This is a genomic window from Planococcus circulans, from assembly GCF_020023385.1.
In the GTDB taxonomy this organism is placed as follows: domain Bacteria; phylum Bacillota; class Bacilli; order Bacillales_A; family Planococcaceae; genus Planococcus.
Genome location: NZ_JAIQCL010000002.1, coordinates 199,750 through 225,759, shown reverse-complemented (window position 1 = coordinate 225,759; position 26,010 = coordinate 199,750). Strand labels below are relative to the sequence as shown.

The window sequence follows — 26,010 nt, the reverse complement described above, 5'->3', positions numbered from 1 at the left end:
CAGCTTAGCAATAAAATAAAAAATAGTAAATATATTTAGAATATTCAATTCTTTAGTAATGGACGCTCTTAATTTCGTTAGAATTTCTTATACCAATAGACATGTATTGACCTGTATATTTCGACCCACCAAATACCTTACGCAAATAAAACCACCTTTCCGAAGAAAGATGGTTTCCGACTGGTGAAGCAACTTCAATTCCCTGCGAACTACAATAATTAGCCGCAATTAGGTATGGTGACGATTCAGAGATGATGGCTGCGGCGCAAAATAATGCACAGTCGCATAGTTAAACGATTCCATCAAAAAGTCCCTCGCCGCTTTGCTGATGTCCGCGTTCGGGTTGATGATGTCAAAGCCGTGGTAAGCGCCTTTATAGATCCTGAAGTCGACCGGAATGCCTATAGCTCTTAAATTCTCCACATAGCGGATCGTCTCATCCCGGAACGGTTCGAGGTCTCCGACGAACGTGACAGCCGGCGGCAAATTTCGGCAATCGACCGCGCGTCCTGGAGCTGCATAACTCGGCACATTCCGTCCATATAGATCACCAAGATACAGTTTCCAGCCCCAGCGATTGGTAGCTGAATTCCAGACATAAGCGTTATTTTCTCTGGCAGATTCCGATAGCATCCGGTCATCAAGCATTGGATAAAGCGGCATGTGAAACGCCAAGTGAACATCTCCTCTATCACGCGCAAGCAACGCCACTGCCACCGTCAATCCACCACCAGCACTTTCACCTCCCGCCATCAACTGATCTTCGCAGATGCCTAATTCCTCTGCATGGTTTTTCATCCACACCAGGACCTTGTAGCAATCGTCCAGCGCCGCCGGGTAAGGTGCGTCGATCGACAGGCGATAATCCGGTGCCACAATGACGCAATCGCTCGTATCGATCAAACGTTTATACATATCCCCGCTCATCTCCGGAACGCCCTGTGCATAGCCGCCGCCATGCATCCACAGCACTCCCGGCAACTCTTTTACAGCGGCACGCGGTTTGTAGATCCGTACACGAATTGAAGACCCGTCCCCGCGGCTCACCCATTCTTCACTGCAATCCAAGCCCTCCACATCTTTTCCTTTAAAGCGCTTGTCCATCTGCTCTTTCGAGTTGTGCATCGACTGGATAAATTTTTCTTCCGACGATTTCGTCACCAGCCGGTCCAGCAGCATCCCCCTGAACCTCAATTGCTTATTGACCATTTTGCGCGTTACTTTCATTGCGAATCCCCCTTTCAGTTCTGCAATAGCGAAAACTCAATTCCTTCTATTTCATGAAACTATAAAAATAACCTACTTCTCACTATCAACTTTGAGAAAGTAGGTTTTGATTATAGAAATTATATGCAATAGACAATCATTGTTCGGCATCAGTCTCTCTACTTCTATTATACCGCTAACAACACCTTATTTACAGACTATTCTTGCTCTAATCTCTGCCTTATACTAGTAGACAAAGCTACAGAACAGGAGGCAGATCCGTATGGATGAAAAAAAAGATATCTTAGACCTTGGCCCTTTCTTTCACGGAACAAAAGCGGAATTGGAGATTGGGGAGCTATTGGAGGCGCAGCACGCATCCAACTACCAGGATAGGAAATCCAATTACATCTATTTCACGGCCACCTTGGAGGCTGCTAAATGGGGAGCAGAATTAGCAGCCTCCAATTCCAAAGAAAGAATTTATCTCGTAGAGCCGTTGGGTGATTTTGAGAATGACCCGAATTTGACCGACAAGCGGTTTCCTGGAAATCCAACACGCTCTTACAGATCTAAGTCGCCTCTCAAAGTCATCGCCGAATTAGGTGCTTGGGAAAGACATTCCGAAGAAGAAATCAATCATATGCTTACATCCTTAAAGGCTTTGCGCGAGCAGGGCAAGGCAATCATAATTGATTGACCTTTTCAAAAGGACCAATTATGAAGCCAGCCGCCATTCCAAAAAGGTCTGGCGACCGGCTTTTTTTAGTGGAAAGACTTTTACAATAGTTGACCGTTCTTGGCCTATAGCGCCCGCTCTTTTCTTTTGAACAGAAGCTTGAAATCAGGTTTCCAGTCGACCCCATCTTCAGACTGTTCCCACACACTCTCTATCACATTTCCGCTTTCATCAATTTCTCCGATAAAACGCTGAAGAAAATCGAGTGGCGAAAAGTCAGCCGCCTCTCTCCACAGCTTCCAAACGCCCCCCTCAAAACTCATCTGATACAAACGCGTTACGCCACGCGTGTCAAAATAATGCTGCACGTAATTGCCCGAAGCCAAATCCCAGTCATAGATGACCGTACTGCTCGGAAATTCTGCTTTATCTATGTGCGTACGCTGGATGATATACGTTTCATCCAGCCATTCAAATTTTGTTTCACCGACAATCGGATTCGGCTGAAGATGCGGATGGGTCACTTCTACTTTCCACGTGCCGATGAAAAAGCCAAGCCGCTCCATCATCTCTGTGCGAGTTCCTGGTTTCATAAATGACACCCTTTCACTTTTTTTAAAAAGCAGCAAAAGCATATTCTTTATATATGTTCTCTGCGTGTGGTCTATTTCCTACAAAAAAGCTTATTTTTAATTTTAAATCGATCTAGTTTTTCTAATTTTCGTTTCGTTGATGTGAGTATTTTTAACGCCTGGGATGGCGAAGTGATAGCAGATACTTGAATTTCTGTTAGCGAAAAAAGCTGCCATTCCAAAAAGGAATAGCAGCTTTTTTTATTCAGAAGATCCTCTTAGTCCAGTTCAGCCAACTTCAAAACACTCGCTAATAGCACATTCGCACCAGTCTCGATGTCAGCTGGTTCAGCGAATTCTTTCGGGTTGTGGCTGACACCATGCAGGCAAGGAATAAAGATAAGCCCAGAATCCATGACGGCAGCCAGTGAATTGGCGTCGTGGTTCGCGCCACTCATCATGACCCGGTATTCCAGTCCAGCTTCCTTGCATACCCGCTTTACAGTCGCAACTATCTTTTCGGATAAATCGGATGGATACTTTTCGATATTCGGCTTGATGCTCACTCTGTGGTGAGTCGTTGCATAAGCCGTAAACCGGTCCGCTATTTCGCGCATGAATTTTATATTCGTCCCCCTGATTTCAAGGGTGAAGTCCACTCGTCCCGGTACGACGTTCGCTAAATTCGGATGGACATACAGTTCACCGACTGTTCCGACATTCGGTTCGTCAAACGACTTGACGATATGCTCAAATTCCAGCAGGATTTTCGCCGTACTGATTAATGCGTCTTTTCGTTCTTTCATCCCGGTGGTTCCGGAATGCGCAGCTTCTCCATAGACTGTGACATCCAGCCGCTTGATGCCGGCAATCGCATGGACAATTCCGATAGGTGCACTTTCAGCCTCCAGTTTTCTTCCCTGCTCGATGTGGAGTTCCAAATAATCGCTGTAGCGTTCTGCCCCATATGACTCTTCGATTTGCTGAACGCTGAAAGGCGTACTTTTCAACCGTTCGTTAAAATCATCGTCAATCTGGATGGTTCCGCAAAACGCGCGGCTGCCGAACGTACCGCCCAAAATATTCGATTCTTCACCGCGGAATGAAGCGGCTGTCACAGGTCTCTTTAACGGCGTGCTATTTTCAGCAAGCGTAATCAACAACTCCAATCCCGCAACGACACCAAGCGCCCCGTCATATTTCCCGCCGTGTTTGACCGTATCCAGATGCGATCCGATCAGAATGCCGTTTTCACTTTCGGGACCCACAGTTCCGAATACATTGCCGATGGCATCGCGGTGCGTTCGAATCGAATGCTGCTGACATTTTTCGACGAACCAGTCCAATGCCGCTTGTTCCTGCTCCGTATAAGCCAGGCGTGTGATCCCTTCACCTTCTGAAGTGATTTGGTTCACTTCCTCCAGCATTGCCAGTAACCGTTCATTGTTCACTTCCACCTCGAATTACCTCCCCACTCATTCATTTGGTTTTACAAATCGGCCGAAAGTCCATACTTCTACTCCCATCAAATGCCAATACACCGATTGCAATCTGACAAATCCTTAAGTGATAAAGTTTTCAACGCACGACCACTTTCACATTGGAGAAATTCATTATTCAAAACTAAAAGCCGGTCTCAATTCCCGATCTTCAAAGCCCCATCCTTATTCTGCAAGACAGCCAAAATACTCAATGCAGCCAGAAGGCTCGTCTTCGGATTGCTCGGCATCGGATGGTTTTCAACCTGCAGCTGCAGCTTGCCGAAATCCCCTTCCGCTTCGATGGTATGGGTATTCTGTTCAACGGCCGGATCGACGATGATGCGCACCGAAGTTTTCTCGATGCCGATCCCTGCCAATGCGAGTGTCATTGCCACATTGACGTTCTTCGGGAATTGTTCGACGGCGTCGCGTGCAGAGCCTTCGAATATCACCTTTTCTTTGTCTGCATCCATTCCGAGCGACGCCGGTGATTTCCTTGTCGTAAGCTGAACCTGCTCCAGGCCGCCAGCTGCTTTCGCCGATTGAAGGACGTCGAGTCCACCGATGGCACCGGACGGCAGATAGATTTGCGTCTCCAAAGACTCAGCCAAGGCTTTAAGTTCATCCAGGAAGCCGGCATCTTTAAAGACGCCAATGCTGCTGACGACGAGGTCTTTTTTATGGGTGACGACGTCTTTCACATAGAGCCGAGCCGCTTCCACAGTCGTGGCTTCTACGACGATATCGAGCGGCAACTTCAAAAACGCTTGAAGATCCGTGTAGAAATCGGCGCTGAACTGCTCACTCAATTGGTGGCCCATTTCCTGGTTGCGTCCGAAAACCGCAATTATTCTTCCATGAGCTTTCTGTTTACCGTTCACCTGTTCCAATAAATACGTAGCGATATTCCCTGTTCCGATAATTCCGATGTTCATGATCGGCCTCCTCCTCTGGTTAGACGAACCTCTGTATACACTCTCTTTCTGTATTCCTACTTATTCTTTACCCGTAAATGGATAAAGGACATCTCCAAAATCAAAGGAATATTACTCTCTAGTAAGTATGAAGCCTTATTTAACACTATTGCTAATCCAGCTAAATAAACTGATTTTTATGATAATTATTTGCTATTTGAATAAAAATTCTTTATAATAGAAGTGCCTTATTGAAGGAAGTAAAATTTCATGTGAGTAAATTGCAGAACGTTCATTAGATATCCAACCGCTGAAAGCGGCGATTGCCAGGAGAAATTATAACAAGAAGGTCTTCTTTTTACTTTATGTACTATTGACGATTGTATTACGAATCTCATCAGTTGAAGAGAAAGTCACCCCCTGTTCCATTCATGTCCCAAAGAGCCGAAGTTTTCGCATTGCAGCTGAACCGTAAGCCAAGGAGCGATAGTTGAATATCAGACTCCCGGACCCGGATCAAAACCAATTCGTTCACCCACTGAGGAGGAACATGGCATGTGGAATATCAAAAAAGGGATTTACATTGATCGGCCGATTGACGAGGTTTATCAATACGCAATCGACCCGACCCATTGGTTCCAATGGTACGTCGGCCTTTCAGAGCCCGAAAATTTAGTCGGCAAAGGGGAAACCGGAACGACAATGGACATGAAATACACCATGCTGGGAATGCATATGCCAATTAAGGTTGAAGTGCTGGAAACATCCAAAAACGGCGACAGCTATTCATGGAAAGGCACGGTCAAAGGAGCCGTAACTTCCCAACAGTTTTGGACATATGTTCCCGAAGGAGAAGGCACGGAAATAACGCTCGACATGGACTATGAACTGCCCGGAAAGCTGATTGGGAAAGTAGCCAATACGCTCATCATCAAAAAACTGATGGACAATTCCGTGGAGCAAACCTTAAGCAACCTGAAAGCCATTTGTGAAACATCCGACACTTACAGCATGCAGGGTGATTGACCCAAGACCATCTGAAAAACCAACTGATGACCATACTCACAATCGTCAATTTTAAACAGCTGCTCTGATGGATTTCATCTTAAAGTGCAGCTGTTTTTTTGAAGCCCCATTTTCCAAGAGTGTTGCAAAATCAAGTTCGCGCCAAAGATGTCTGCACTGTGAAAGGAGCGGAATTCTCCAATGTTGAAACTTGAGAAAATGCTTGCACCGAATAACAGGGAGTTTTCTTATATAGAAGCCGGTGATCCGCTCGGCATCCCGCTCATTTTACTCCACGACCTCGGTGATTCCTGCCGGACATTTGAGCTGCTGCTTGAGCAGTTGCCGGACCGCATCCGCGCCATCGCTTTTACCCAGCGCGGCCACGACGGCATCGATGCACCTGGAGCGTCTTACAGAACCCAGGATTTCGAAGCTGATTTACTGTTGTTCATGAACCATGCTGCCATCGAGCAAGCCTTCATCCTAGGTGCATCAAGCGGCGGTTTTGCCGCAAGGAACTTCGCGGTCCACCACCCGAAACGAGTACTCGGACTCATCCTGGTCGGTGCCCCTTCCGCGCTCGGCGACAAGCCGGAAATCGTCAAAATACAGGAATCCACTTTGTCCCGGTTAACGGATCCCGTCAGCCCGGCATTTATCAAAAGTTTCACGGAAGGTATTTTCGCTAATCCAGTCCCTTCTGACTTTCTTGAGATGGTGAACAGTGAATCACAAAAAGTGCCAGCACGTGTTTGGAAAGAAACGAGCGAGGCTGCGCTGAAAGAAAAATTTCCTGATCGCTTGGACCAGGTGAAAGCTGCCACGCTCATAATCTGCGGAGGCCAGGACAGGATCGCATCACCAAAAGACCAGGAAAAACTCACCGATGCCATCACTGGCGCAAGCCTCAAAATCCTTCCAAAGCTTGGCCATATGCTGTACTGGGAAAATCCCGAAAAAGTCGCTGAAGAAATCACCGCTTTTATCGATGACTTTGAATAGGATTGCATTCAGCGGCATTCAAATACGAATAAAATCGACCTAACCGCGATTCCGTAAAGGAATCGCGGTTAGGTCGGCAGGCACATAAGGCCTTTGTATAATTGGAATCGTTTAGATAATTTTTTTTGCACAGTTTACCTCTTCCTTCTATAATCCCGCGGTCAATCCCCCATCAATGACAAATTCAGCCCCCGTAACATAACCCGATTCATCTGAAGCTAAGTAGACAAGCAAGTCGCTCACTTCTTCCGGCTGGGCTGTGCGCTGCAACGGAATCGCCTTTGCCATCTTACTGACTCGGCTTTTCCTGACCATCGGCGTTTCAATAATCCCCGGATGAACGGAATTGACGCGGATTCCTTCTCTTCCAAACTCGATTGCGGCACTTTTCGTCATGCCTCTTACCGCGAATTTTGAAGCACTGTAAGCTATGGAGTCGGTGTTTCCGCTTAACCCGCTAATAGAAGAAATATTGATGATGGACCCATTCTCCGCTTTGCTCATTGAGGGATGCACGTACTTCATCCCCAGAAATACCGAGACTTGGTTGACGTCAATGACTTTCCGGTACTGGGCTTCTGTCATTTTGCCGATGGGTTTGAGCAACGCAATCCCCGCATTATTGACCAGCACATTGACCGCTCCGAATACGGTTTCTGTCTCCATGACCACCCTTTCCCATTCCGAAGCTTTTGTGACGTCATGCTTTATGAACTTGATGTCGTTTCCGAGATCTGTTGTCGCCGCTTCGCCTTCTTCTGTCAGGATGTCCGTAATTACGACCTTTGCTCCTTCTTCTAAAAACCGTTTGGCATGCGCTGCTCCCATCCCTCTGGCGCCACCGGTTATAATGGCTACTTTGCCATCTAATCTGCCCACTACCAACCCTCTCCTTCTATTTCAGACAATGAATAACACTCTATCAGCTCACTGCTGCTCTGTTTAACCTTTAAAAAAAGACTGCAGCCCCACTCGATTGAACGAAAATGGTCTACAGTCTATAGTTTCAAAGGAGTGCCTCTTCTTTTTCGGTATGCAAAGCCATTTCAATGAAGAATTGGATCTGTTCATCGAATTGCTGCATATGCTGCTTTTCAACCCGGAAGTTGGTGGCGTACTTTATTTTATTGCGCTGCTCTTCAGGAAGCAGGTTGTTGATCCACAGCTCTGATACTGTCGTTGGCTGCTTCGGTGTCAGGGAAGATAATTCGGCCAGTATTTTTTCACCTTGCCCGGTCCGGCCGCTGCATAAGGTGATAAAGGAATAATTCGTAAGTTTATCCTTTTCCCTATTGATGAATGTCCGCATCGGAGCGGCAATCTTTCCTGCCCAAATAGGTGCCACCAAAATGATCGGCCCATAGTCGCTTATCTCAAAATCAAGCGGAGCCAGACGTGAGTTGCGCTTCACCAAGAAATCGGCAAAGATGGAAAGGTTTTTCCGTTTCTTTTTTTCCTTCACTTCGTACATATCACAGCCGATTCTATCACGGAGTTCGAGAGCCAATTTTTCGTTGTTTCCTGAGTGGGAATAGTAGACGACCAACGGTTTCATGGTAGTTCCTCCTAAGAATTTGGCGTTTGGTATTTTGGATTGGCCATGGGCTGTTTAAGGCTACAAAAGGAGCAAGCATTTATTAAATTCAAGGTCATAATAGTACAATGTCAAAATATTGTCAATATGGCGAATTCGAAACATTTATTTAATAAGCATCTTCAGAAAGGGATTTAATTTTTGAAGGTTTCTCATGATTACGGAACGATGCATTTATACGAATAAAAAAGGAATATCCCCCATCTTCAGGCCTCGCATATGCACTATAAATGTTCTTATTCGATCCTCTTCAAAATTCACTCTACTAAAATAACAATAAAAGGATTATATTTAATAGTTAGAGTGAAAAAATACCACCATGAAACGACAGAGAAGAGGAATAGAATGACTGCACCAAACACAAAACGAAAAGCCAATAAAGGGAAATTGATGTTACGGGCACTGCCCATTATCATCGGCGCGTTTATCACCGCCTATGGCCTCGAAGCCGTACTGATCCCGAACAATGTATCAGACGGAGGAGTCACAGGCATCAGCATCGTCGGCTCCCAATTATTCGGCTTGCCGCTTGGCTTGCTGATTGCTGTCCTCAACATTCCATTCGTCTATTTAGGCTATAAGCAAATCGGGAAAAGCTTTGCCATCTACTCCATCATCGGCATCGCTTCCCTTGCTTATGCTACAACGCTTATGCATCATATCCCGGCCATCATTGAAGGCGATACCTTATTGGTCACCGTTATTGGGGGCATCATCATCGGTTTTGGAATGGGACTTGCACTCCGCAACGGGGGTGCGCTCGATGGCATCGACATGCTGGCCGTGCTGCTTTCACGCAAACTGCCTTTCGGAACAAGTGATATGATTTTATTCCTTAACGTATTTGTCTTTATCATCGTTTCTTTCGTCTTCGGCCTGCAGGGCGCTTTCCTATCAGGAATTGCTTACTTCATCGCCTCAAAAGTAATCCATCTGGTCGAAGAAGGATTCAGCGGCTCCAAAACCTACAAAATCATTTCGCGTGAACCAGAGCTGCTCGTCCAGACCATTTACGACCGGCTCGGACGCAACGCCACCTACAATATCGTCAACGGTGCCTATACAAACGAGCAATACAAAGAAATCACGTGCATCATCAACCGGCTCGAAGACAGCAAAATGAAGGAAATCATCTTCGAAATCGACAGCAACGCGTTCGTCGCTGTCTACGATGTAGCCGAAGTAAGGGGCGGGAGTTTCAGGAAACGGGATATTCATTGATTGTCAGAAACAAAAACAGACACAAAACTCTTTAAAAGAGCTTTTGTGTCTGTTTTTACGTGGAGAACTTTCTTACTCCGAATGTTTCAGGAAAAGAGAATTTCCATTTTTGATAAATCTCCAGATCGCCGCAATCAGGAAGATCACGATACCGGCAATCAAGAATCCTTGGATGGCTGTTGCTAACTCCGGATTGACCCGACCGCTCGCATACGAACTGTAGATTCCGAAGAATGCCCATGCTAAAGGCAGTGGGTAGGCAGCGTTCTTGTACTGCGTCAAGTAAATGAGGACAAATGCGATGGCAACCGTCAAGATGATCAGAGTCCAGACCGAATAGGAAATGCCGAAACCGTTCCACTCCAGCTGTACCAAAAGCAACGAGACGTTGACGACGGTTGCGATGGTCACCCATGCACAGTAGAGGGTGAAGCTGAGTCCTGCCAGCGTCGACGGAACTTCAAAGCGATGTGTATAGATTTTCCCGATGATGACGAGCAAGGAGAACAACATGCCTATTATTAAAATCGTGGAAATGCCCAATCGCTCATAAGAGAATGTAACGATCCAGCTCATATTGCACAGAGAGAGAACGATAAACCATGGTGTGATCAACAAGACCAGCTTGCTGACTCTCGCATCTTTCCGTTTGATAAACAAATAGATCAGCGTAATCAACAGCAGACTATAAATGACGCCCCAAATCGAAAACGTAAAAGGCGCCGGGGAAATAAGCGTCAAGTATTGGTCGGAGATGTCCCCTTGGCTCTGCCCATTGAAAAACCCGGAAGATCCGAGGTAATTGACACCGAGCGTCAAAAAGTATAAAACCAAATTCAAAATCGTGAACAGCTTTGTTTTCTTCAGTGTACTTTCGTCCACAATGACTCATCCTTTCATTAGTTATTTTTTTTATCGTTCCGTGAATACTGCACTGCACAGTAAAATCCAAACAGCACAAAATAATTCCTATACAAGCTTTCTCCATTATCTCTTCCCTGATTAGTTAAATTGTAAAACTGTTCTCTGCAGCAGAAACGAAAATCTGTCTGCACATTGGGAAGTAGGCTGTTGTCTGCTCAAAAAATCTAATTTTTTTACCTAGATTTGATTTCTTCATTTATTAATAGATCTCCAAACATTTTTAAAAACTAAAAGTCATGCTATCATAAAAGCAAAATAGTATCCGCACCTTAAATTAACGTTATTTTTATCATATTTCCTCTAAATAAACTTATATGTCTTTAACGATGTTTCTGTGCTTTAATCTGAAACGAAAGGCGGCGTTGAGGATGTTCGAGGAAAAGAGAACCCGTTTTGTACATGGCTGGATGGCGGCCGCGATCATCGTAGCGGTTTTCATCCTGCTGCAGGCCACTCAAAATGTACTCATCACCAGTGTGATGATGCAATTGATTTTCTATACCGTCCTGCCGATATGGCTGCTGAGCTACCAGTTCAAAAAACGTAGTGTAAAACTGCGCCACGTCGTGTTCTTCCGCGGCACCGCGCGTTGGCTATTGCCGTTATCCGGACTCACCGTGCTGGTGCTGCTGTTTTCCATGAGCATCTATTGGCTGCTGTTGCGGGCGCTCATGCCCATCGCCCCAGCTGTAGTCGATTTTGCGCTCACGCCGCAGCCGTTCCCCGACGCGCTTTGGTACATGGTGGCGACCAGTTTCATCTTAGCGATCATCGCGCCGATTGCAGAAGAGTTCGTGTTCCGCGGGTTGCTCCTGAACCGGCTGATCGCAACATTCGGCTTCTGGAATGGGCTCGGCTTGTCGAGTCTGATTTTCGGCATCTTCCACGTCAACTTTTTCGGTGCCTTCCTGTTCGCAGTGGTGGCATCGCTCCTGTACCTGAAGACCGGCAATTTACTTGTCCCAATTCTGCTGCACATCGCCAATAACCTGATCGCCGTTTACCAAAGTTTCGTCAATCCGTCTTTTCCACAATGGCTGATGGTATCGAGCATCAACGACCTGTATACGAAAAGCGTGCCGAACCTTGTTGTGTTGCTTGCCAGTCTGGCATTGCTGCTGCTCATCATTGCGCGGATGGCTCGGGGGTTGGAGAATAAGGTGAAAGAAACGCGTGTTTTCTGGACTTGAATTCTAAAGGAATGCTGACGGGAACATTCCCTGCATTAAAATGATAATCCAGGAGCTGTTCCAAAAGAACAATTTCCCACTCTATCCCTGTATGCCACAGAATTCACTTAGAATTTTTACACTGGGAAGCGATTTTAAAGCCTTCTACCCAGCGCTGTCCCGCTTGCTTAGCAGAACTGAAACTGCAGAAAATAAAAAGAAGCAACCGCCCACTTTCCTCCTCGGATAGTAGGTGATTACTCTTAAGTAATTGAATTCAAAAGTTTTTTCCATGAGCAACTTAACATAGTACACACATTCATCGAGAAAATCTTCTGTCACAGGAGTATCTTTATACTCTAAATCCCGTTTCGTATAATCCACGCTCTTCATCTGATGAGGAAGAGCAAAACCGGATACGTTAAGACCGGATGGCACTTCGACTTCCATAGGATGGCCCATAGATTTAGAAGTGATTGGACAGACGAAAATGAACGTTGATTTTTCATTGTACTCAGTGTTGCTTAATACAATAGCTGGTCTTCGTTTTTGTATTTCCATGTCTGTGCTTGGGTCAAAGTTCAAGTAGATCAAATCTCCTTGTGCCGGCATATAAGTACCCATTATAACTCTTCTCCGACTGTATCTTTAATCAGCTCTTCACCCTGATTATCACTTGTCAGACCCTTAATAATTTCATTGAGTGACTTGCGTTTTTTCAAAGGCTTAATCATGATTGTCCCATTATCCAACACGGAAATTTCTACTTTTGTATCGACTTCTATTATCGTTTTATTGATGATGGACGCATTGAATCGAACCCCCAGATTATTCCCCCATTTTTTTTACTGTGGCTTGCTGGTGATCAACGACTTTTGCCATGATTTCCACCTTCCTTCATGCTATCATTTTGTCACGCCCAAAAAGTTTAAACAATGTTTATACACCCTTCATCCTTACATTCAAGCGTGTTTCTAATTTACATCTCCCTTTCTTAGAAATCCTTTTCTAAACCACTTCTGCCGTTCTTTTTAACTGCGTTTCCATATCATCCAGCCACTTGATGCATTTGTTCTTCAGCCAAGGAAATGGATGATAGTACAGCGTGTGCGTTTTATAGGCGAGGCCCTTGATGTCTGCCACCTCCCATAAAAGGGGATACGCATTTTCCGCAGCTGGAATAATCGGCGCTTTAGTGCCCCATCCCGCGATAACCGCATCTGCCCGCTCCACGCAATCCAAAAGTTCAACGTACCGATCCATTGAAAAGATCGTATGGCGGCTATCGCCGCATTTTTTCATGAACCTCTGCCCTTCTTTATACTCGTCAAATTTCCTCGTCCTTAGGTCAGTAAGGTTGATGACCTGGACTGAATTCCAGTTCATCCGCTCCATGAGGCGCATCAATTGGTACAGCGTATTATCGGGAGTGGCGGGTGTGAGCGGCAAGTCTGCAACTTCACCTGAAAGCAAAAGAATCGAATCTTCTCCAGCCAACGGAAGACATTGCCCTGGATTCAAGAGCACGAATAACGCATCGACTCCTTCACTTTTTGCGCCTATTCGGCTGATGACAACGAGACTTCGGCAAGTCTGAATTTCCCTGTGCGTCTGCAGTTTATAGAAAGCTGCCTGTGTGTAAAAAAGATTTTCCAATTCCTTGCCTGATTGAAACATACTTTTCCTCCTTCAATTTTTTACTGTCTTTATTGAAGAGGCATCCGTTGAATGCGCGGCAAAACAACCCGCCATTCCATTTTTATGTAATTTCGCCTTAATAAAATAGAACGTATGTTTGCAATAGGCAATTCAATTGTTCGGGAAATAAATTTCCAGAATTCCTCACATGCTTCTGTTTCATAAAAACTTAAGGTTGTTTATTGTAATAAATAAAAATGCATGAAGAATCCGTTCCATTTCTGGATATGTCGGTTTCTTCATGCATTTACTTTGTATAGATGAAATTTTTTCTGAAGCAAAGACTCTTATTAACTTTCGTTTAACACACTGGCACTATTCAGTTCCCCAAAGCAATCTTGATATGTTCCAAATGATGCTCTTCGTGCCAGCATAGTTTCGCCAGTTTGGTCGCAACGCTGATTTCACCATTCGTTTCGTGGGTGAAAACGCGGTCCAATTGCTCTTCAGTCACATGCTGGCCAAGTGCGACGATCCGCTCGTTCAGCCCCTCCAGAATTCGGATTGAACTTTCCACCGGCAGCTCGTTGTCCGGAAGTGCCACCCATTTTTCCTGGTCAAAAGCAGGAATTGTTGGATTGTCGTCCGTCAAAGCCAGCTTCAGGCGCTGATACATATTCAATTGCGAATCCGCAATATGATGCACAAGCTGACGAACTGTCCAACTGCCTTCTCTGTACTTCTTGCCCAATTGCTCTTCATCCAATAGATCGACAGCTTCTCTCAACCGTGTGGTGTATGTTTCGATTTTTCCGAGCCATTCCTGGAGATGTTCAGTTTTCACGTTATCAGGAACCTGTAATTGTCCAATCGGAAATTTTACATCCATTTTCACAACCTCTTTTCCTTATCCGTATTTGTGTACCATTGCATTAACGCTCAATATACCAATGAGGCCGGATTTTGTAAACCGGAAGGCTGTGGCGCAAACTCCGGCAGGACTTAATTTCACCTCGTCAGCAGTTGAGCTTACAGTTTGAAGAATTTGCCTTATGGGAAATGTAGCAAATATAATGAGCTCAATAAACCAATTTTGCGAGGGAGTGGTCCAGTTGATCAACAAGCTTGGGCAAGTGATGGTGTATGTGGAGGATCAGGACAAAGCAGTGAAGTTCTGGACGGAAAAAGCAGGGTTTACTGTGGTCGCCGATGAAGGCTCGAAAGAACAGGGCTTGAGGTGGATCGAAATCGCCCCTACCGAAGACGCGGAGACGACAATCGTGTTGCACGACAAAGAAGTGGTTTCGAAACTGTCACCCGAATTGGAACTCGGTACGCCTTCCCTCATGTTCTATACCGACGGTGTGGAAGAGCTGTACGCTGATTTCAAGAAAAGAGGCGTTATGACCGGCGACCTAGTGAACATGGGAACCGGCAGAAGCTTCAACTTTGCGGATGACGAAGGAAATTATTTTGCGGTGATGGAGAGAGTCCAAAGTTGATATAGCTGGGACAGCATCCTGGATTTCGCCTTCCAGCAAGGAATTTGGCTTTTCAAGTCTAAATGCCAAAACCGTATCCTGAAACCTTTATGGTTCCCGAATACGGTTTTCTTTGCATGCAATTACAGGAAATGAATTTAATTGCCTTTGGAAAATAAAAAGCGATTTATTAATTTAAATAATTTTCAATCAGATAATAAGTTCTATCTTTCGTTTCAAATGCTAAATAGTCCATCCCTGCAGCTCTTTCATATGCCCGTTCTTTTGGCATCTCAGCAAAATTTTGTTCTTTCATTTTGATCCAATCATTTTGATCACTCTTCAGGTTTTCAAATTCTGCTTGTGAAATTGTGGACTTAAGTTCGCCCCATACTTCGTTTAATAAGTCATCCCAGTCACTATAATACTGGCCATAAAAACCCGATTCTAAATCATGTGCAAACAATTTCTTTGCTTCATCCATTATCTCTTCATCAAGATTATCTGCCTTCTGCAAATAACCATTCGAACCATTCGTTTGGACAGCGGATTGCGTAGCGGCCTCTGCTGTTGCCACTTCTTTCTGCTCTTCTTCATCTGCTGCTGCTTGTTCTTCTTCACTTGCTCGCGCTCGCTCATCTTCCAACATTTTTAGCGCTTCTTCTTTAGCTAATGCTTTCTGCTCTTTGTCCTCTTCTGCTCGCAGCTTTTCTGCTTCTTTACTTGCCATCTCTTGTTCTTTTTCAGCTTTTGCTTGCTCTTCTTCCTCTATTTCTTGTAATATTACCTCATCTTTTTCCATTTCCTCTGTTATGCTATCCACTCTGACTAATTGGCGATCTCCATCTGGATTATTTGAGTTTGTTAAAAGTTTTATCGTGTTTTTATTTTCAAAGAACCCTTCAAACACAAATTCATTAACGCCACTTTCTGGATTAACCACTTCTACCATAAAGTTATCGTCTTGAGTTTCAGTTAAGATGTATTCAATAGTCATCGGTTCTTCATCTTGTTCCCTTGTTAGTATTCTTTCTTCGCTTATCTCCAGGTAAGATGCTTCGTTGTCGCCTAAAACTAATTTCCAACTGCCGATTATCTTACTTTCAGGCGATCCGCCGCAAGCGGACAACAGCAGCAGGACACCCAGTACCATCAAAAAACTCAGCCATTTTTTCTTTATCGCCATTTCTTCATCTCCTATTTTCTTTCTTTTTTACTACCCAGCCCAGCATTGAACCCCGTACTCCCATAGAATTACATTTTTTTATAAATTCCAAATACTTCTCCACAGTATATTCAGCATTACCGGAGCATGCTCCCTTCCTATCAACAAAACTATTGGACTACTACAAACACTGAATAAATAGTACCATAAAACTATTAACTTAAATACATAAAATTCCCATTTTGTAATGTATGAATGTAGCTCATAATAATCAAATCGATTAATTTACCGTTTATATAAACCTAGTATTGTTCACTATAGAAATCATGATCAACTTGATCGATGGAGAAATCGTCAATAACGTCCAAAAGATTTCAGAAGAAATCGGCGCGGAAACGGTTTGCACCAAAAATGAACTCTTTGGAATAGATGAACTCAAGAATGAAGTATTATTGGGTGTCATACATAGGGCGCAATTTAATTTTGCGGTGATGAAGAGAGTTGATCTAGACAGTAAAATCCGTGAAGTAAAGCATTCCTCGCTTTTACTTCACGGATTTTTTTAGTCGACATCGCGGTATCTGTACAAAGATTCATAGGACTGGACTCGTCGATCCGTTTCAAAAGAAGAGCGGCTCCAGATGCTCGCTTCATCAAAGGATTCCTCCGTCTCGACCAACTTCAATTCCCCCGCTTCCAGCGTCATGATATCCGACTCGATTACCTTCAGTTCTTGTTGTTCGGAACCCAGCGCTCGAATACGCAATTGGACTTCTTTTTGTGTATCTAAATTGTTTTTGAGGAAAAATGAGTTTTGGTACGGTTCGGAATGGCAGTTTGATGTATGCGTCCGGAAGCATTTCCTTTCGGAACTCATAAACAGCACGGTGATTTCCTCAGGGGCTTGTTGCTGTTCAGATAGAGCCAGCGCATTTTCAACTTTATGGATATACGATGCTTTCTCCGCTAATGGATACACCCACATGATGAAAAATAGAATAGTGGTACAAAACACCGCTGTGAAAACCCAAACTGCCTTAGGGTTATGGAATGATTTGGGTGCACCTTTAAACATGTGGCTGACAATCAGATTAATGATGACAATCACCAGCAGAAATGCGGCACAAACAATAAGTGCAACTATGCTTTCAGATCCATTCTGAAAAAAAGAAAGCTGATATGCGTCGGAGAAATAATAATTTAAACCAACGCTGGTAAAGATCACTGCAATGAGAGTGGCTAGAGATATTTTCCAGTGTGTGTTTTTCTTTTTGCCCCTTTTCAAACTCATGGTGGTCCAGAAAAACCAGGCACATGGAAGAATTAAGAGAAAGATGACAAGTGAAACGGTGCCCATTAAATCATGCCTTTCTTGAAAAAAAGTGAGAAACGAACCGTTAAAAGTGAGTGAATAAGGTGAGGTTTTTAAAGAACTGCTTTAATTATACAGAAGCCATGCTTAAAAAGATTCAACTATATAACGGAAAGCTGGAAGAAGGATTTTTCTGCAAGTAATTTCTCCATGTTCTTATAGCTCTATATAAAAAAACCGTATCCCGAAAACTTTACGGTTCCCGGATACGGCTTTCATTGCTTGCAATTTTACTCAGTAATATAGAAGTGGCATTGGAACAAAGAAGTGATTTAGCGGTGTTGTTTGTTCTTTTTGGAGGAAGCAGCATAGACGCCTAAAAAGATAACCAACAATGCTGGAATAATTGCAGCCATGAAATTACCTCCTGGTTTCATTGGACTTGTTGATTCTAATACGTAGTTGAAATTAAAAAGTTTCATCAGCTCGTCAAGAGCACCCATTATGAATGGCTTTCTTCTTTACTGTAAAATTCATAAGCAAAATAGCCGACCAACATGCCAATTCCTGATCCTAATACAATGGCGTTGCCCAATGAAATACTGAAAATGATACCAACAACTACACCGAGTGCGCTTCCGAAAATCATGCCAAGCGGAATCAAACTGTCCAACAGTGTTTGAGCTTCGGTGGTGTCTTTCTTTCCGAGCGTTCCCTTCTTTTGTTTGGCTTTAAGCCGGGTAATGACAAATATAGCAATCGCCCCAACAAACGCAATTGGCAAAACAATGAGGATGATGTCCATCAACGGCTCCATTTGAAGAACTCCCTTCCCAAGCCTGTGAACTTAAGCGTAACAAAAGAGAAGGAAATATCAACTCTCTTCCTTTACGAGTTGATTCAACGAAACCTTTGCCACTCTAAACCCATAATGTAAACTGAAGCATTTTGCGGTCAGTGACGCAATTTTTACATTACCACTTAAATAATCTGAATATTGACATAAATTAAGAAAAAGGTGTTATTATGAAGATGTTTATATACATTCAAAAATGTTGCCGGCCATTGGATGCACGTCTTTATCTAGTTGAAAGGAGGAAAAGCAGTGACTATGTTTGAAGAAAAGCAACCCGCAGTATCTATGGAGAAGATGGAATGGATGTACGAACAGATGGTGAAGATCCGTTACTACGAAGACCAGATGGCGGAAGCGTACATGGAAGGGAAAACGCCGGTATTCAATATCGGAGCCGGGACTGTGCCGGGTGAAATGCACTTAGCCACCGGGCAGGAACCAGCCGCAGTGGGCATCTGTGTGCACTTGACGAAAGACGACACGGTGACGGCTCCTCACCGTCCCCATCACCATGCTATTGCCAAAGGGGTCGATTTGAAGAAAATGACCGCTGAGATTTTCGGGAAGGAAACGGGGCTTGGCAAAGGGAAAGGCGGACATATGCACCTGTTCGACCCCGAAGTGAAATTTTCTTGCGGAGGCATTGTCGGGGCCGGCATCCCCCATGCAGTCGGCGCAGCGATGACCAGCAAAATGAAAGGCAAAGACTGGGTAGCTGTCGCTTTCATCGGAGAAGGTGCAGCGAACGCCGGGGCTTTCCACGAATCACTGAATCTGGCAGCCGTTTGGAATCTGCCGCTCATTGTCGTCGTAGAAGACAATTCGTACGGCATTTCTGTGGCGAAAAAAGCGTCCACGTCCGTTGAGTCGAATGATTTACGGGCGTCTGCTTATGGCATTGCCGGTGCCTACGTAAAAGACAACGACCCGATCGCCATGTATAAAGCAGCTGAGGAAGCGGTGGCCAGAGCGCGCAACGGTCAAGGACCGACCATCATTGAAATCGAAACCTACCGCTACCTGGGCCATTTCCAGGGAGATCCAGAACTGTACCGGGATCAAACGGAAGTGCCGGGGCTTCGCCAACTGGATCCGCTCAATAAACTGAGAAAGATGTTGGCCGAATCCGAGAACATCAGCGAAGCTGATTTGGAAACCATGGAAAAGCGCGCCAAACAAGAAGTGGATGAAGCCTACCAGTTTGCAAGAGACAGCAGCTATCCCGATCCGGAATCTGCATTGAAAGATGTCTTCCATCCATAAAACAGAAAAGGAGCCGATCTATTGTGGAAACAGCAAAAAAACGGATGTTGACCGGCAATAAAGCGATGGCTGAAGCCATTTCACAGGAAATGGAACGCGATTCGAATGTCTTTGTCTTGGGAGAGGATATCGGGAAATATGGAGGCATCTTTGGTTCGACACAAGGATTGATCGAGAAATTTGGACCGGAACGGGTGCTGGATACCCCGATTTCCGAAACCGCTTTTATCGGTGCAGCCATTGGCGCTGCCGCTGAAGGCATGAGGCCGATTGCCGAATTGATGTTCGTCGACTTTTTTGGCGTCTGCATGGACCAGATCTATAACCACATGGCGAAAATCCCGTATATGTCAGGCGGCAACGTCAAACTGCCGATGGTGCTGATGACTGCTGTCGGCGGCGGCTACCGGGATGCGGGTCAACATTCGCAGACACTTTATGCGGCCTTTGCCCATATGCCGGGCATGAAAGTGGTCGCACCATCCAATCCGTACGACTTGAAAGGGATGATGGTGTCAGCGATCCGCGATGACAATCCGGTTGTCTTCATGTTCCATAAATCACTCCAGGGGTTGGGCTGGATGGAGCAGTTGGATGTCGCCGTCGACAATGTGCCGGAAGAATCCTATACCGTTCCGTTGAATAAAGCAAAAGTCGTCCGGGAAGGCAAAGACGTGACGATCGTCGGCATTCAAATGATGACCCATTACGCGGTCGAAGCGGCGGAGCGCCTTGCCAAAGACGGCATCGAAGCGGAAGTCATCGATTTGCGGTCACTGGCACCGATCGATAAAGGCACCATCATCGAGTCCGTGAAGAAAACCCATCGCCTGCTTGTAGTCGATGAAGATTACCTGTCCTACGGTATGACAGCAGAAGTTTCAGCGATTGTCGCGGAAGAAGCCTTCTTCGAAATGGAAGCGCCGATCAGCCGGCTGGCCATTCCCGATGTGCCGATTCCGTACAGCGGCGTCTTGGAAGACTTCGTCATTCCAGGGCCGAATAAAATCTATGAGCAAGTGAAAAAGATGATGGACGAAGCATAGTGACTCTGGAGGTGGTGGAATGATTGAAGTCCGATTGCCGCAATTGGATGAGGATGTAGAGGAGAGTTTAATGGTCCTCTGGTTTGTATCAGTTGGCGATTTCGTGGAAAAAGGACAGCCATTAGTGGAAGTCCAGACGGAAAAAGCCGTTTCCGAAATAATCGCTGAAAGCAGCGGAACCATACAGGAAATTGCGGTCAAAAGAGGCGATTCTGCAAAAGTCGGAGATGTGCTGGCAACCATCGATCCTGAAGGGACTGCCGGAAAAGGAACAGCCCAAGATGAACCGCCTGCACAGGAAGCGAAAGCCGAAACAAACGCTGATAGCCAGGCATCCAGCAGCTTCGTGCGAGTCTCGCCGAGGCTAAGGCGGCTGGCAAAAGATCTCGGAGTCAATCTGGAGACGGTTAAAGGAACAGGAAAAAACGGCAGCATCACGGAAGAAGATATCCGGGACGAGTCGGGGCTTTGAAACAACGGGACTTGCACTCTAGGAATCCCCTGGCAAGCATACCAAAAAGGAGACGGCCCCAAATGAGACCGCCTCCTTTTTGTGCTGCCTGCCATGAACGAAGAACCCTTTGAAGCCATAAGCAACGTCGTTTTTGCCATTTCTTCCGATTTTCGAGACACTGCATCGGTGTCATGGACCTCAACTTTACTGTGCTTTCTTCCGGAATGATCGGCTTATCGATGAAGCCCGGTGTCAGTGAGATCAATGGGAATGGATTGACAAAGTAATTACAAGTTGACGGCTAACCATCTGCAGAAGAAAAACAGCCTGCTTTTCCTCTAAAACGCTGCAAGCTGTCGTATTTATATTATGAAGATCATCCACGGTAAAGCGGAAAATAGTCAGGATTCTCAATAGCGCCTCTGCTCAACTGATAATCCGACAGAAGCTTGTAGGCCATTTCGTTGCGGATTTTCTTGCCGGTCAGGATGTCCAGCGGTGTGGTTTTCGTGAACCCGCGCTTGAAGCGGTATAGCTCGTCGCTTGTAGCTCCGCCAAGATGCAGTTGTTTTTTGTTATGCTCGACTCCCCAGCGGCAGCCTTCGTTCAGCACCAGGCTATTGCCCGCGACGCAGAAAAATTCAGGGTCATTCGCCGCCAGATGGTAATGCAGGAACTCCCTGTGATGCACATACAATGATCCCGAAATATAGTGGCCTTCGTATTTCGCGTAGACGATGAATTGTTTGCCTTTCAGCAAAGTGAACGATTCCGCCAGCAACTCTTTCGAGAACCGGTAATGATTCGGAATGTTATTCCGATTCGCCATGATTTCATAGAGCCGGTGAAACTCCTCGACCGTGGAACCCGTATAGTCATACTCAATTTCCACGTTATTTTTCAAAGCCCGGCGGACTTGTTGGCGCGTGCTGGATTTGAATTCTTCCATAAAATAATCGTCCACGGTCAAGTCGATGTACATCGATATTCCACGGTTGTCGATGCTATAGATTTCCTCAAAGTCTTTGGCATTCTTCACCCATGAATTGAAGCGGACGTACTCCGAAACGATGTGATGGTCCATGCAGTATTCTTGGAATGCGGCATCGAATGCTGCCGCAAGCTCTTTTTTTCTGCCTGCTGCACAGCTGATGATCAACGGTCCACCTGGGCCAAAAGGGGTGATGGTATCGTAGTATGTGATGCCCACTACTTCAATTGGGATCGGCCGCACAACAAATTGGTAATGGACACGACCGAAGTCCGTCACAAACTCAAAAACCTCATTTTTCCCTTTCTCCTGTTTCGCGTATGCACTGCCCCATTCCGGTAAGAAAAAGATGTCAGGCAATAAAGAGGGCGTCTTAACTGTCATTTCATATTTCCTCCTTTGGATAGCTGCAAGCTAAAGCTCAGAATTTCATATCGAGTCTAAATTGATGATAATCAAAGAGGGTTAAAACTAAGTTAAAGCCGGGTTTAATGTAAGTTTGGATAAGCTCTGGATCAAAACGTTTATAGATTACTCTTTTTCTCTCACGTATATCAGAGCTTACTCGGCGTACCAGCCGTTTTATCTCCCAGTCTTACTTTTCAACAAGGACCTCTTGCCTGCTGAAAATCGATTTTGGGCAAAAAAAAAAAAAAATACAGGACATTGCGATGATCCATTGCAATGTCCTGCAGTTGATATTTATATGTTTTTTGAATTTAGGGCTCTGTAAGTGAAAATCCATCACACCATTTGCCTAGTTGTTTCGTTTATCCAAAGCTTTCACCAATTCTTCAGCCAATGCTTCAGAAGAAAACGGGTCACGCCCGGTCACCAATTGGTCATTGCCCCAAACCACTTTTTGCTCAGCGGAATAATTAGCCACTTTGCTCATTTCACCTTCCAAGCTGAATGGCAGAATCGCCGGAAGCCCTTCCGGTTCGACCGCTTCCGGATAGCCTGTTACGTCCAAGCCGGAAATGATGCTTTTGCCATCCGGACGTTTTGTCCAAAGCAATGGAGCCGGGCCGTGGCATACGGCTGAAACAATGTTTCCATTGTCGTAAACGGCATTGATGATTTTATGCAAGGTTTCGTTTTCAGCCAGGTCATACATTGCTCCGTGGCCACCCACGATGAACACCGCGTCATACTCTTCTGGAATTACTTCCGAAAGCTTTTTGGTGTTGTCCGCTAATCCCGATTCATACATTTTTTTGTATTTGCCTTCCGGGTCATAGTCTTCGCTGATACTGGCTTGGTCGAGTGTCGGTTTTCCACCTTTTGGTGAAGCCAGGTCCATTTGATGCCCTGCTTTCTCCACTATCTCCATCGGCGCAAACAATTCTTCGGCCCACCAGCCGGTTTCGTAATTATTTTCTGTATCTTTATGTCCACTTGATAACACTGCTAATACGTTAGCCATTTTAAGTTTCCTCCTTTAAATCATCCTGACACTAAGTTTTCCCGAATATTTTCCCGCTTAAACAAACTGACAACTCCTGTGAATTAAGATTACTCCTCCACACCTTTTCTCAGCCACTTCGCCGTCAAGGTGTCCGACTGGAGCATCTTTTCCGGTGTTCCTTCAAACAACACTTCGCCGCCTTTTTTGCCTCCGCCTGGACCCATTTCGATGACCCAGTCGCTCGCCGCGATAAAGTTTAAATTGTGTTCAACGAGGATGACCGAATTCCCTTTGTTTACGAGGCTTTGGAAAACTTCCAATAGATGATCATTGTCTTTTGTGTGCAGGCCTAATGAAGGTTCATCCAACAAATAGATTTGCCCTTCTTTTTTCAGGTGGCTGGCAAGTTTGAGGCGCTGCACTTCTCCACCGCTCAACGAACTGGTTGTCTGTCCGAGTGTCAGGTATCCCAATCCGACATCTTTTAAGGTATCTACTTTTTTGACGATTTTCGGCATTTTCAAATACCGATTGGTTTCGTCGATCGACAGTTCCAATATCTCCACAATATTTTTTCCTAAGTGTCGATACGACAGCGCTTCATCCGAATACCGCGTGCCTCTGCAGGCTTCACACGTGACGGTCACGGGATCCGCAAAAGCTACGTCCGGCGTGGTGACGCCTTTGCCCTCGCAGACCGGACAGGCTCCTGTCGAATTAAAGCTGAACAAGCCCACTGGCTGTCCCGTTTCTTTGGCCAGAATCGACCGGATGTCGTCCATGATTCCCATGTAAGTCGCAAGTGTCGAACGGCTGGAAGTGCCGATGCTGCCTTGGCTGACCGCGATGGTTTCGGGATAGTTCTCCATAAATGCGCCGAACAGCAACGAACTCTTGCCGGATCCTGAAACGCCGCATACCGACACGAGGACGTTTTTCGGAATGTCCACACAGACATTTTTTAAGTTGTTGGCCGAAGCATTTTTGATTGAAAAACTGTTTTCTGCCTGTCGCGGGGTTTTATTCACACTGACCTTATGATCCAAATCGGTGATGGCTGAAGCTTTCTTTAACCCTGCCTGTGCACCTTGATACACCACTTCGCCGCCGCTCACTCCAGCTCCAGGACCCATTTCGATGATTTCATCTGCCGTTTTAATGACTGCTAAATTATGTTCGATCACGACGACGGTATTGTGATTGTCTCTTAAATTTTTCAACATATGCGTCAACATGTCGATTTCTTCCGGATGCAGCCCTGCGCTGGGTTCATCGAAAATATACGTGATGTTGTTTAAACTGCTTCCTAAATGGCGGGCAATTTTCACGCGCTGCGCTTCCCCGCCCGACAAGGTTCCCATTTTCCGTGCCAGACTCAAATAACCCAGCCCCAAGTCGACCAGCTGCTTTACATTCGGAAACGCTTGCTGTGCAATTGATGTTCCGACAGGGTCGTGTATTTCCGCCAGTTCACCCAGCAATTCTGTCAGCTCCAGATGGTCGTATTGTGCGATATTCAAGCCGTTGATTTTGCATTCCAGCACTTTCGGATTCAATCCCGAACCTTCGCAGGTAGGGCACGGGGTGTGCGTCGTCATCGCTAAGACATCTTCCTGGGACGTTCTCTTCAACTTCGTGAGATCGCGATTAATGTACAGGCGAATAAAGCGCGGAAGGATGCCGTCCCATTCGATTTCCGTAGTGCCATCTTTGTAATAATAAGTTCCAAATGCCCGCTCGCCTTCCGGCGGTCCGTAGACTAGAAGATTGTATTTTTCTTCCGGGAAATCTTTTATGGGGAGATCGGGATCGAATAATCCGCCGTCCACCATCCATCTGCCCTGCCAGCCGGGCGGCGCCAGCGGCTTGAATCGCACTGCAGAGTCCCGGAGCGATTTCGTGTGATCGATGATTTTGTTGATATCGGGTACAACGATTTCCCCGAAGCCGTTGCATGCCGGACAATTGCCGAAAGAACTTTCACGCGAAAATTCGGTGGCTGATCCGATCGGCGGACTGCCGATCCGTGAAAACAACAGCCGGATTAAAGGATCAATATCCATATAAGTCCCAACAGTCGAGCGGGAATTGCCTCTGATGGGTTTCTGTTCCACGACGACAACCGGGCTTAAGTGCTGCATCAAGTCGGCATGCGGCCTTTCGTACCTCGGCATCAGATGCCGGATATACAGTGGATAATTCAACGTCATTTGTCTTCTGCTTTCTGTTGCTAAGGTATCAAAAACGACGGAGCTTTTTCCTGAACCCGACAAGCCGGTAAACACATTTATTTTTTCTTTCGGGATATTTAAATCGATATTCTTCAAGTTATTTTCTTGAAGACCTCTCAAAATGATTTCATCTCTTTTATCTGCCATCTTAACATTCTCCTTTTCCAATCAATCAAGGAATTACCCTACTTTTAAAAGGTTTCCCTATTTTAGCTTGGCTTACACCATTCTCTGTTAAAGCACGATATCACGTTTGGTCCTTGCATACCGCATAATTTGATTCACAAAAAATCCTTAAAAAGAAAAAGACACACCCGCAATCGTGTTGCAGCGGGTGTGTTCTCGTATGGAATACAAATTGTCATGTAGGGTCTGAGGTGAGTATGCAAGTATAC

25 protein-coding genes are annotated in these 26,010 nt (G+C 45.4%); 9 read left to right on the top strand and 16 right to left on the bottom strand.

From position 1 onward, the window contains the following. Positions 1-228: 228 nt before the first annotated feature. Complete coding sequence (locus tag K8U60_RS05290; protein ID WP_223635418.1) at positions 229-1,227, bottom strand: alpha/beta hydrolase; 999 nt, start codon at positions 1,225-1,227, stop codon at positions 229-231. Positions 1,228-1,489: 262 nt separating this feature from the next. Between K8U60_RS05290 and arr the strand changes: the two genes are divergently transcribed. Beyond that, a complete protein-coding gene (gene arr / locus K8U60_RS05285; protein ID WP_223635416.1) occupies positions 1,490-1,906 on the top strand; it encodes an NAD(+)--rifampin ADP-ribosyltransferase in 417 nt (138 codons plus the stop codon). Positions 1,907-2,010: 104 nt separating this feature from the next. On the opposite strand, the gene K8U60_RS05280 is transcribed toward arr, so the two are convergent. The 3 genes from K8U60_RS05280 to nadX form a co-directional block, all read right to left on the bottom strand. Next, positions 2,011-2,478, bottom strand: coding sequence for a hypothetical protein (locus K8U60_RS05280; protein WP_223635414.1), 468 nt, complete (start codon positions 2,476-2,478; stop codon positions 2,011-2,013). A gap of 257 nt (positions 2,479-2,735) precedes the next feature. Continuing rightward, complete coding sequence (locus K8U60_RS05275) at positions 2,736-3,914, bottom strand: Zn-dependent hydrolase (protein WP_223635412.1); 1,179 nt, start codon at positions 3,912-3,914, stop codon at positions 2,736-2,738. Positions 3,915-4,093: 179 nt separating this feature from the next. Continuing rightward, a complete protein-coding gene (nadX, locus tag K8U60_RS05270; RefSeq protein WP_223635410.1) occupies positions 4,094-4,873 on the bottom strand; it encodes an aspartate dehydrogenase in 780 nt (259 codons plus the stop codon). 534 nt (positions 4,874-5,407) lie between these two features. Between nadX and K8U60_RS05265 the strand changes: the two genes are divergently transcribed. Together K8U60_RS05265 and K8U60_RS05260 are read left to right on the top strand one after the other, a co-directional pair. Further along, entirely contained in the window at positions 5,408-5,878 is a 471-nt protein-coding gene (locus tag K8U60_RS05265; protein WP_223635408.1) for an SRPBCC family protein, read from the top strand. A gap of 180 nt (positions 5,879-6,058) precedes the next feature. Then, complete coding sequence (locus K8U60_RS05260) at positions 6,059-6,862, top strand: alpha/beta fold hydrolase (RefSeq protein WP_223635406.1); 804 nt, start codon at positions 6,059-6,061, stop codon at positions 6,860-6,862. Between the two features lie 147 nt (positions 6,863-7,009). Here the strand turns inward: K8U60_RS05260 and K8U60_RS05255 are convergent, their stop codons facing one another. Then, on the bottom strand, positions 7,010-7,741 hold the full coding sequence (locus tag K8U60_RS05255) for a glucose 1-dehydrogenase (RefSeq protein WP_223635403.1): 732 nt from the start codon (positions 7,739-7,741) through the stop codon (positions 7,010-7,012). A gap of 127 nt (positions 7,742-7,868) precedes the next feature. Then, positions 7,869-8,417 carry a flavodoxin family protein gene (locus K8U60_RS05250; protein ID WP_223635400.1) on the bottom strand — a complete coding sequence of 183 codons (549 nt, stop codon included), beginning with the start codon at positions 8,415-8,417 and terminating at the stop codon, positions 7,869-7,871. Positions 8,418-8,801: 384 nt separating this feature from the next. On the opposite strand from K8U60_RS05250, the gene K8U60_RS05245 reads away from it, so the two are divergent. Beyond that, positions 8,802-9,677: a YitT family protein gene (locus tag K8U60_RS05245; protein WP_223635396.1), complete on the top strand. Its 876-nt coding sequence runs from the start codon at positions 8,802-8,804 to the stop codon at positions 9,675-9,677. 72 nt (positions 9,678-9,749) lie between these two features. Here K8U60_RS05245 and K8U60_RS05240 read toward each other — a convergent pair whose 3' ends face one another. Then, on the bottom strand, positions 9,750-10,559 hold the full coding sequence (locus K8U60_RS05240; RefSeq protein ID WP_223635394.1) for a TspO/MBR family protein: 810 nt from the start codon (positions 10,557-10,559) through the stop codon (positions 9,750-9,752). Between the two features lie 410 nt (positions 10,560-10,969). On the opposite strand from K8U60_RS05240, the gene K8U60_RS05235 reads away from it, so the two are divergent. Next, entirely contained in the window at positions 10,970-11,791 is an 822-nt protein-coding gene (locus tag K8U60_RS05235; protein ID WP_223635391.1) for a CPBP family intramembrane glutamic endopeptidase, read from the top strand. Positions 11,792-11,935: 144 nt separating this feature from the next. On the opposite strand, the gene K8U60_RS05230 is transcribed toward K8U60_RS05235, so the two are convergent. The 3 genes from K8U60_RS05230 to K8U60_RS05220 form a co-directional block, all read right to left on the bottom strand. Next, on the bottom strand, positions 11,936-12,394 hold the full coding sequence (locus K8U60_RS05230) for a type II toxin-antitoxin system PemK/MazF family toxin (RefSeq protein ID WP_223635387.1): 459 nt from the start codon (positions 12,392-12,394) through the stop codon (positions 11,936-11,938). A gap of 384 nt (positions 12,395-12,778) precedes the next feature. After that, positions 12,779-13,447: a DUF1643 domain-containing protein gene (locus K8U60_RS05225; RefSeq protein WP_223635385.1), complete on the bottom strand. Its 669-nt coding sequence runs from the start codon at positions 13,445-13,447 to the stop codon at positions 12,779-12,781. 340 nt (positions 13,448-13,787) lie between these two features. Beyond that, entirely contained in the window at positions 13,788-14,297 is a 510-nt protein-coding gene (locus tag K8U60_RS05220; RefSeq protein WP_223635382.1) for a YfiT family bacillithiol transferase, read from the bottom strand. A gap of 223 nt (positions 14,298-14,520) precedes the next feature. Between K8U60_RS05220 and K8U60_RS05215 the strand changes: the two genes are divergently transcribed. Continuing rightward, positions 14,521-14,910 (top strand): VOC family protein, encoded by a 390-nt coding sequence (locus tag K8U60_RS05215; protein ID WP_223635379.1) that lies wholly within the window; start codon positions 14,521-14,523, stop codon positions 14,908-14,910. Positions 14,911-15,079: 169 nt separating this feature from the next. Here K8U60_RS05215 and K8U60_RS05210 read toward each other — a convergent pair whose 3' ends face one another. The 3 genes from K8U60_RS05210 to K8U60_RS05200 all read right to left on the bottom strand — a co-directional run bounded on the left by K8U60_RS05210 (position 15,080) and on the right by K8U60_RS05200 (position 18,171). Next, a complete protein-coding gene (locus tag K8U60_RS05210) occupies positions 15,080-16,075 on the bottom strand; it encodes a lysozyme inhibitor LprI family protein (protein ID WP_223635377.1) in 996 nt (331 codons plus the stop codon). Positions 16,076-16,616: 541 nt separating this feature from the next. Next, positions 16,617-17,162: a hypothetical protein gene (locus K8U60_RS05205; protein ID WP_223635374.1), complete on the bottom strand. Its 546-nt coding sequence runs from the start codon at positions 17,160-17,162 to the stop codon at positions 16,617-16,619. Positions 17,163-17,868: 706 nt separating this feature from the next. After that, a complete protein-coding gene (locus K8U60_RS05200) occupies positions 17,869-18,171 on the bottom strand; it encodes a hypothetical protein (protein WP_223636014.1) in 303 nt (100 codons plus the stop codon). Between the two features lie 306 nt (positions 18,172-18,477). Here K8U60_RS05200 and K8U60_RS05195 point away from each other — a divergent pair, with 306 nt between their 5' ends. From K8U60_RS05195 to K8U60_RS05185, 3 genes are read left to right on the top strand one after another with little or no spacing between them, the layout of a single operon-like run. Further along, positions 18,478-19,485, top strand: coding sequence for a thiamine pyrophosphate-dependent dehydrogenase E1 component subunit alpha (locus K8U60_RS05195; RefSeq protein WP_223636011.1), 1,008 nt, complete (start codon positions 18,478-18,480; stop codon positions 19,483-19,485). Between the two features lie 44 nt (positions 19,486-19,529). Further along, positions 19,530-20,531 carry an alpha-ketoacid dehydrogenase subunit beta gene (locus K8U60_RS05190; protein ID WP_263298588.1) on the top strand — a complete coding sequence of 334 codons (1,002 nt, stop codon included), beginning with the start codon at positions 19,530-19,532 and terminating at the stop codon, positions 20,529-20,531. 19 nt (positions 20,532-20,550) lie between these two features. Further along, on the top strand, positions 20,551-21,003 hold the full coding sequence (locus K8U60_RS05185) for a biotin/lipoyl-containing protein (protein ID WP_223635368.1): 453 nt from the start codon (positions 20,551-20,553) through the stop codon (positions 21,001-21,003). 358 nt (positions 21,004-21,361) lie between these two features. Here K8U60_RS05185 and K8U60_RS05180 read toward each other — a convergent pair whose 3' ends face one another. The 3 genes from K8U60_RS05180 to K8U60_RS05170 all read right to left on the bottom strand — a co-directional run bounded on the left by K8U60_RS05180 (position 21,362) and on the right by K8U60_RS05170 (position 25,762). Continuing rightward, positions 21,362-22,360: a GNAT family N-acetyltransferase gene (locus tag K8U60_RS05180; RefSeq protein ID WP_223635364.1), complete on the bottom strand. Its 999-nt coding sequence runs from the start codon at positions 22,358-22,360 to the stop codon at positions 21,362-21,364. Positions 22,361-22,733: 373 nt separating this feature from the next. After that, complete coding sequence (locus K8U60_RS05175) at positions 22,734-23,402, bottom strand: type 1 glutamine amidotransferase domain-containing protein (RefSeq protein WP_223635361.1); 669 nt, start codon at positions 23,400-23,402, stop codon at positions 22,734-22,736. An 89-nt stretch (positions 23,403-23,491) separates the two neighbouring features. After that, positions 23,492-25,762, bottom strand: coding sequence for an excinuclease ABC subunit UvrA (locus K8U60_RS05170; RefSeq protein ID WP_223635359.1), 2,271 nt, complete (start codon positions 25,760-25,762; stop codon positions 23,492-23,494). Between the last annotated feature and the right edge of the window lie 248 nt (positions 25,763-26,010).

What these genes read in the sequence shown, in the direction of transcription:
- nadX (WP_223635410.1), bottom strand. Translation starts at nt 4,873, where the DNA reads ATGAACATCGGAATTATCGGAACAGGGAATATCGCTACGTATTTATTG.
- K8U60_RS05220 (WP_223635382.1), bottom strand. Translation starts at nt 14,297, where the DNA reads ATGGATGTAAAATTTCCGATTGGACAATTACAGGTTCCTGATAACGTG.
- K8U60_RS05180 (WP_223635364.1), bottom strand. Translation starts at nt 22,360, where the DNA reads ATGACAGTTAAGACGCCCTCTTTATTGCCTGACATCTTTTTCTTACCG.
- K8U60_RS05280 (WP_223635414.1), bottom strand. Translation starts at nt 2,478, where the DNA reads ATGAAACCAGGAACTCGCACAGAGATGATGGAGCGGCTTGGCTTTTTC.
- K8U60_RS05210 (WP_223635377.1), bottom strand. Translation starts at nt 16,075, where the DNA reads ATGGCGATAAAGAAAAAATGGCTGAGTTTTTTGATGGTACTGGGTGTC.
- K8U60_RS05250 (WP_223635400.1), bottom strand. Translation starts at nt 8,417, where the DNA reads ATGAAACCGTTGGTCGTCTACTATTCCCACTCAGGAAACAACGAAAAA.
- K8U60_RS05245 (WP_223635396.1), top strand. Translation starts at nt 8,802, where the DNA reads ATGACTGCACCAAACACAAAACGAAAAGCCAATAAAGGGAAATTGATG.
- K8U60_RS05185 (WP_223635368.1), top strand. Translation starts at nt 20,551, where the DNA reads ATGATTGAAGTCCGATTGCCGCAATTGGATGAGGATGTAGAGGAGAGT.
- K8U60_RS05170 (WP_223635359.1), bottom strand. Translation starts at nt 25,762, where the DNA reads ATGGCAGATAAAAGAGATGAAATCATTTTGAGAGGTCTTCAAGAAAAT.
- K8U60_RS05260 (WP_223635406.1), top strand. Translation starts at nt 6,059, where the DNA reads ATGTTGAAACTTGAGAAAATGCTTGCACCGAATAACAGGGAGTTTTCT.
- K8U60_RS05265 (WP_223635408.1), top strand. Translation starts at nt 5,408, where the DNA reads ATGTGGAATATCAAAAAAGGGATTTACATTGATCGGCCGATTGACGAG.
- K8U60_RS05175 (WP_223635361.1), bottom strand. Translation starts at nt 23,402, where the DNA reads ATGGCTAACGTATTAGCAGTGTTATCAAGTGGACATAAAGATACAGAA.
- K8U60_RS05230 (WP_223635387.1), bottom strand. Translation starts at nt 12,394, where the DNA reads ATGGGTACTTATATGCCGGCACAAGGAGATTTGATCTACTTGAACTTT.
- K8U60_RS05190 (WP_263298588.1), top strand. Translation starts at nt 19,530, where the DNA reads ATGTTGACCGGCAATAAAGCGATGGCTGAAGCCATTTCACAGGAAATG.
- K8U60_RS05200 (WP_223636014.1), bottom strand. Translation starts at nt 18,171, where the DNA reads ATGGACATCATCCTCATTGTTTTGCCAATTGCGTTTGTTGGGGCGATT.
- K8U60_RS05225 (WP_223635385.1), bottom strand. Translation starts at nt 13,447, where the DNA reads ATGTTTCAATCAGGCAAGGAATTGGAAAATCTTTTTTACACACAGGCA.
- K8U60_RS05195 (WP_223636011.1), top strand. Translation starts at nt 18,478, where the DNA reads ATGTTTGAAGAAAAGCAACCCGCAGTATCTATGGAGAAGATGGAATGG.
- arr (WP_223635416.1), top strand. Translation starts at nt 1,490, where the DNA reads ATGGATGAAAAAAAAGATATCTTAGACCTTGGCCCTTTCTTTCACGGA.
- K8U60_RS05290 (WP_223635418.1), bottom strand. Translation starts at nt 1,227, where the DNA reads ATGAAAGTAACGCGCAAAATGGTCAATAAGCAATTGAGGTTCAGGGGG.
- K8U60_RS05235 (WP_223635391.1), top strand. Translation starts at nt 10,970, where the DNA reads ATGTTCGAGGAAAAGAGAACCCGTTTTGTACATGGCTGGATGGCGGCC.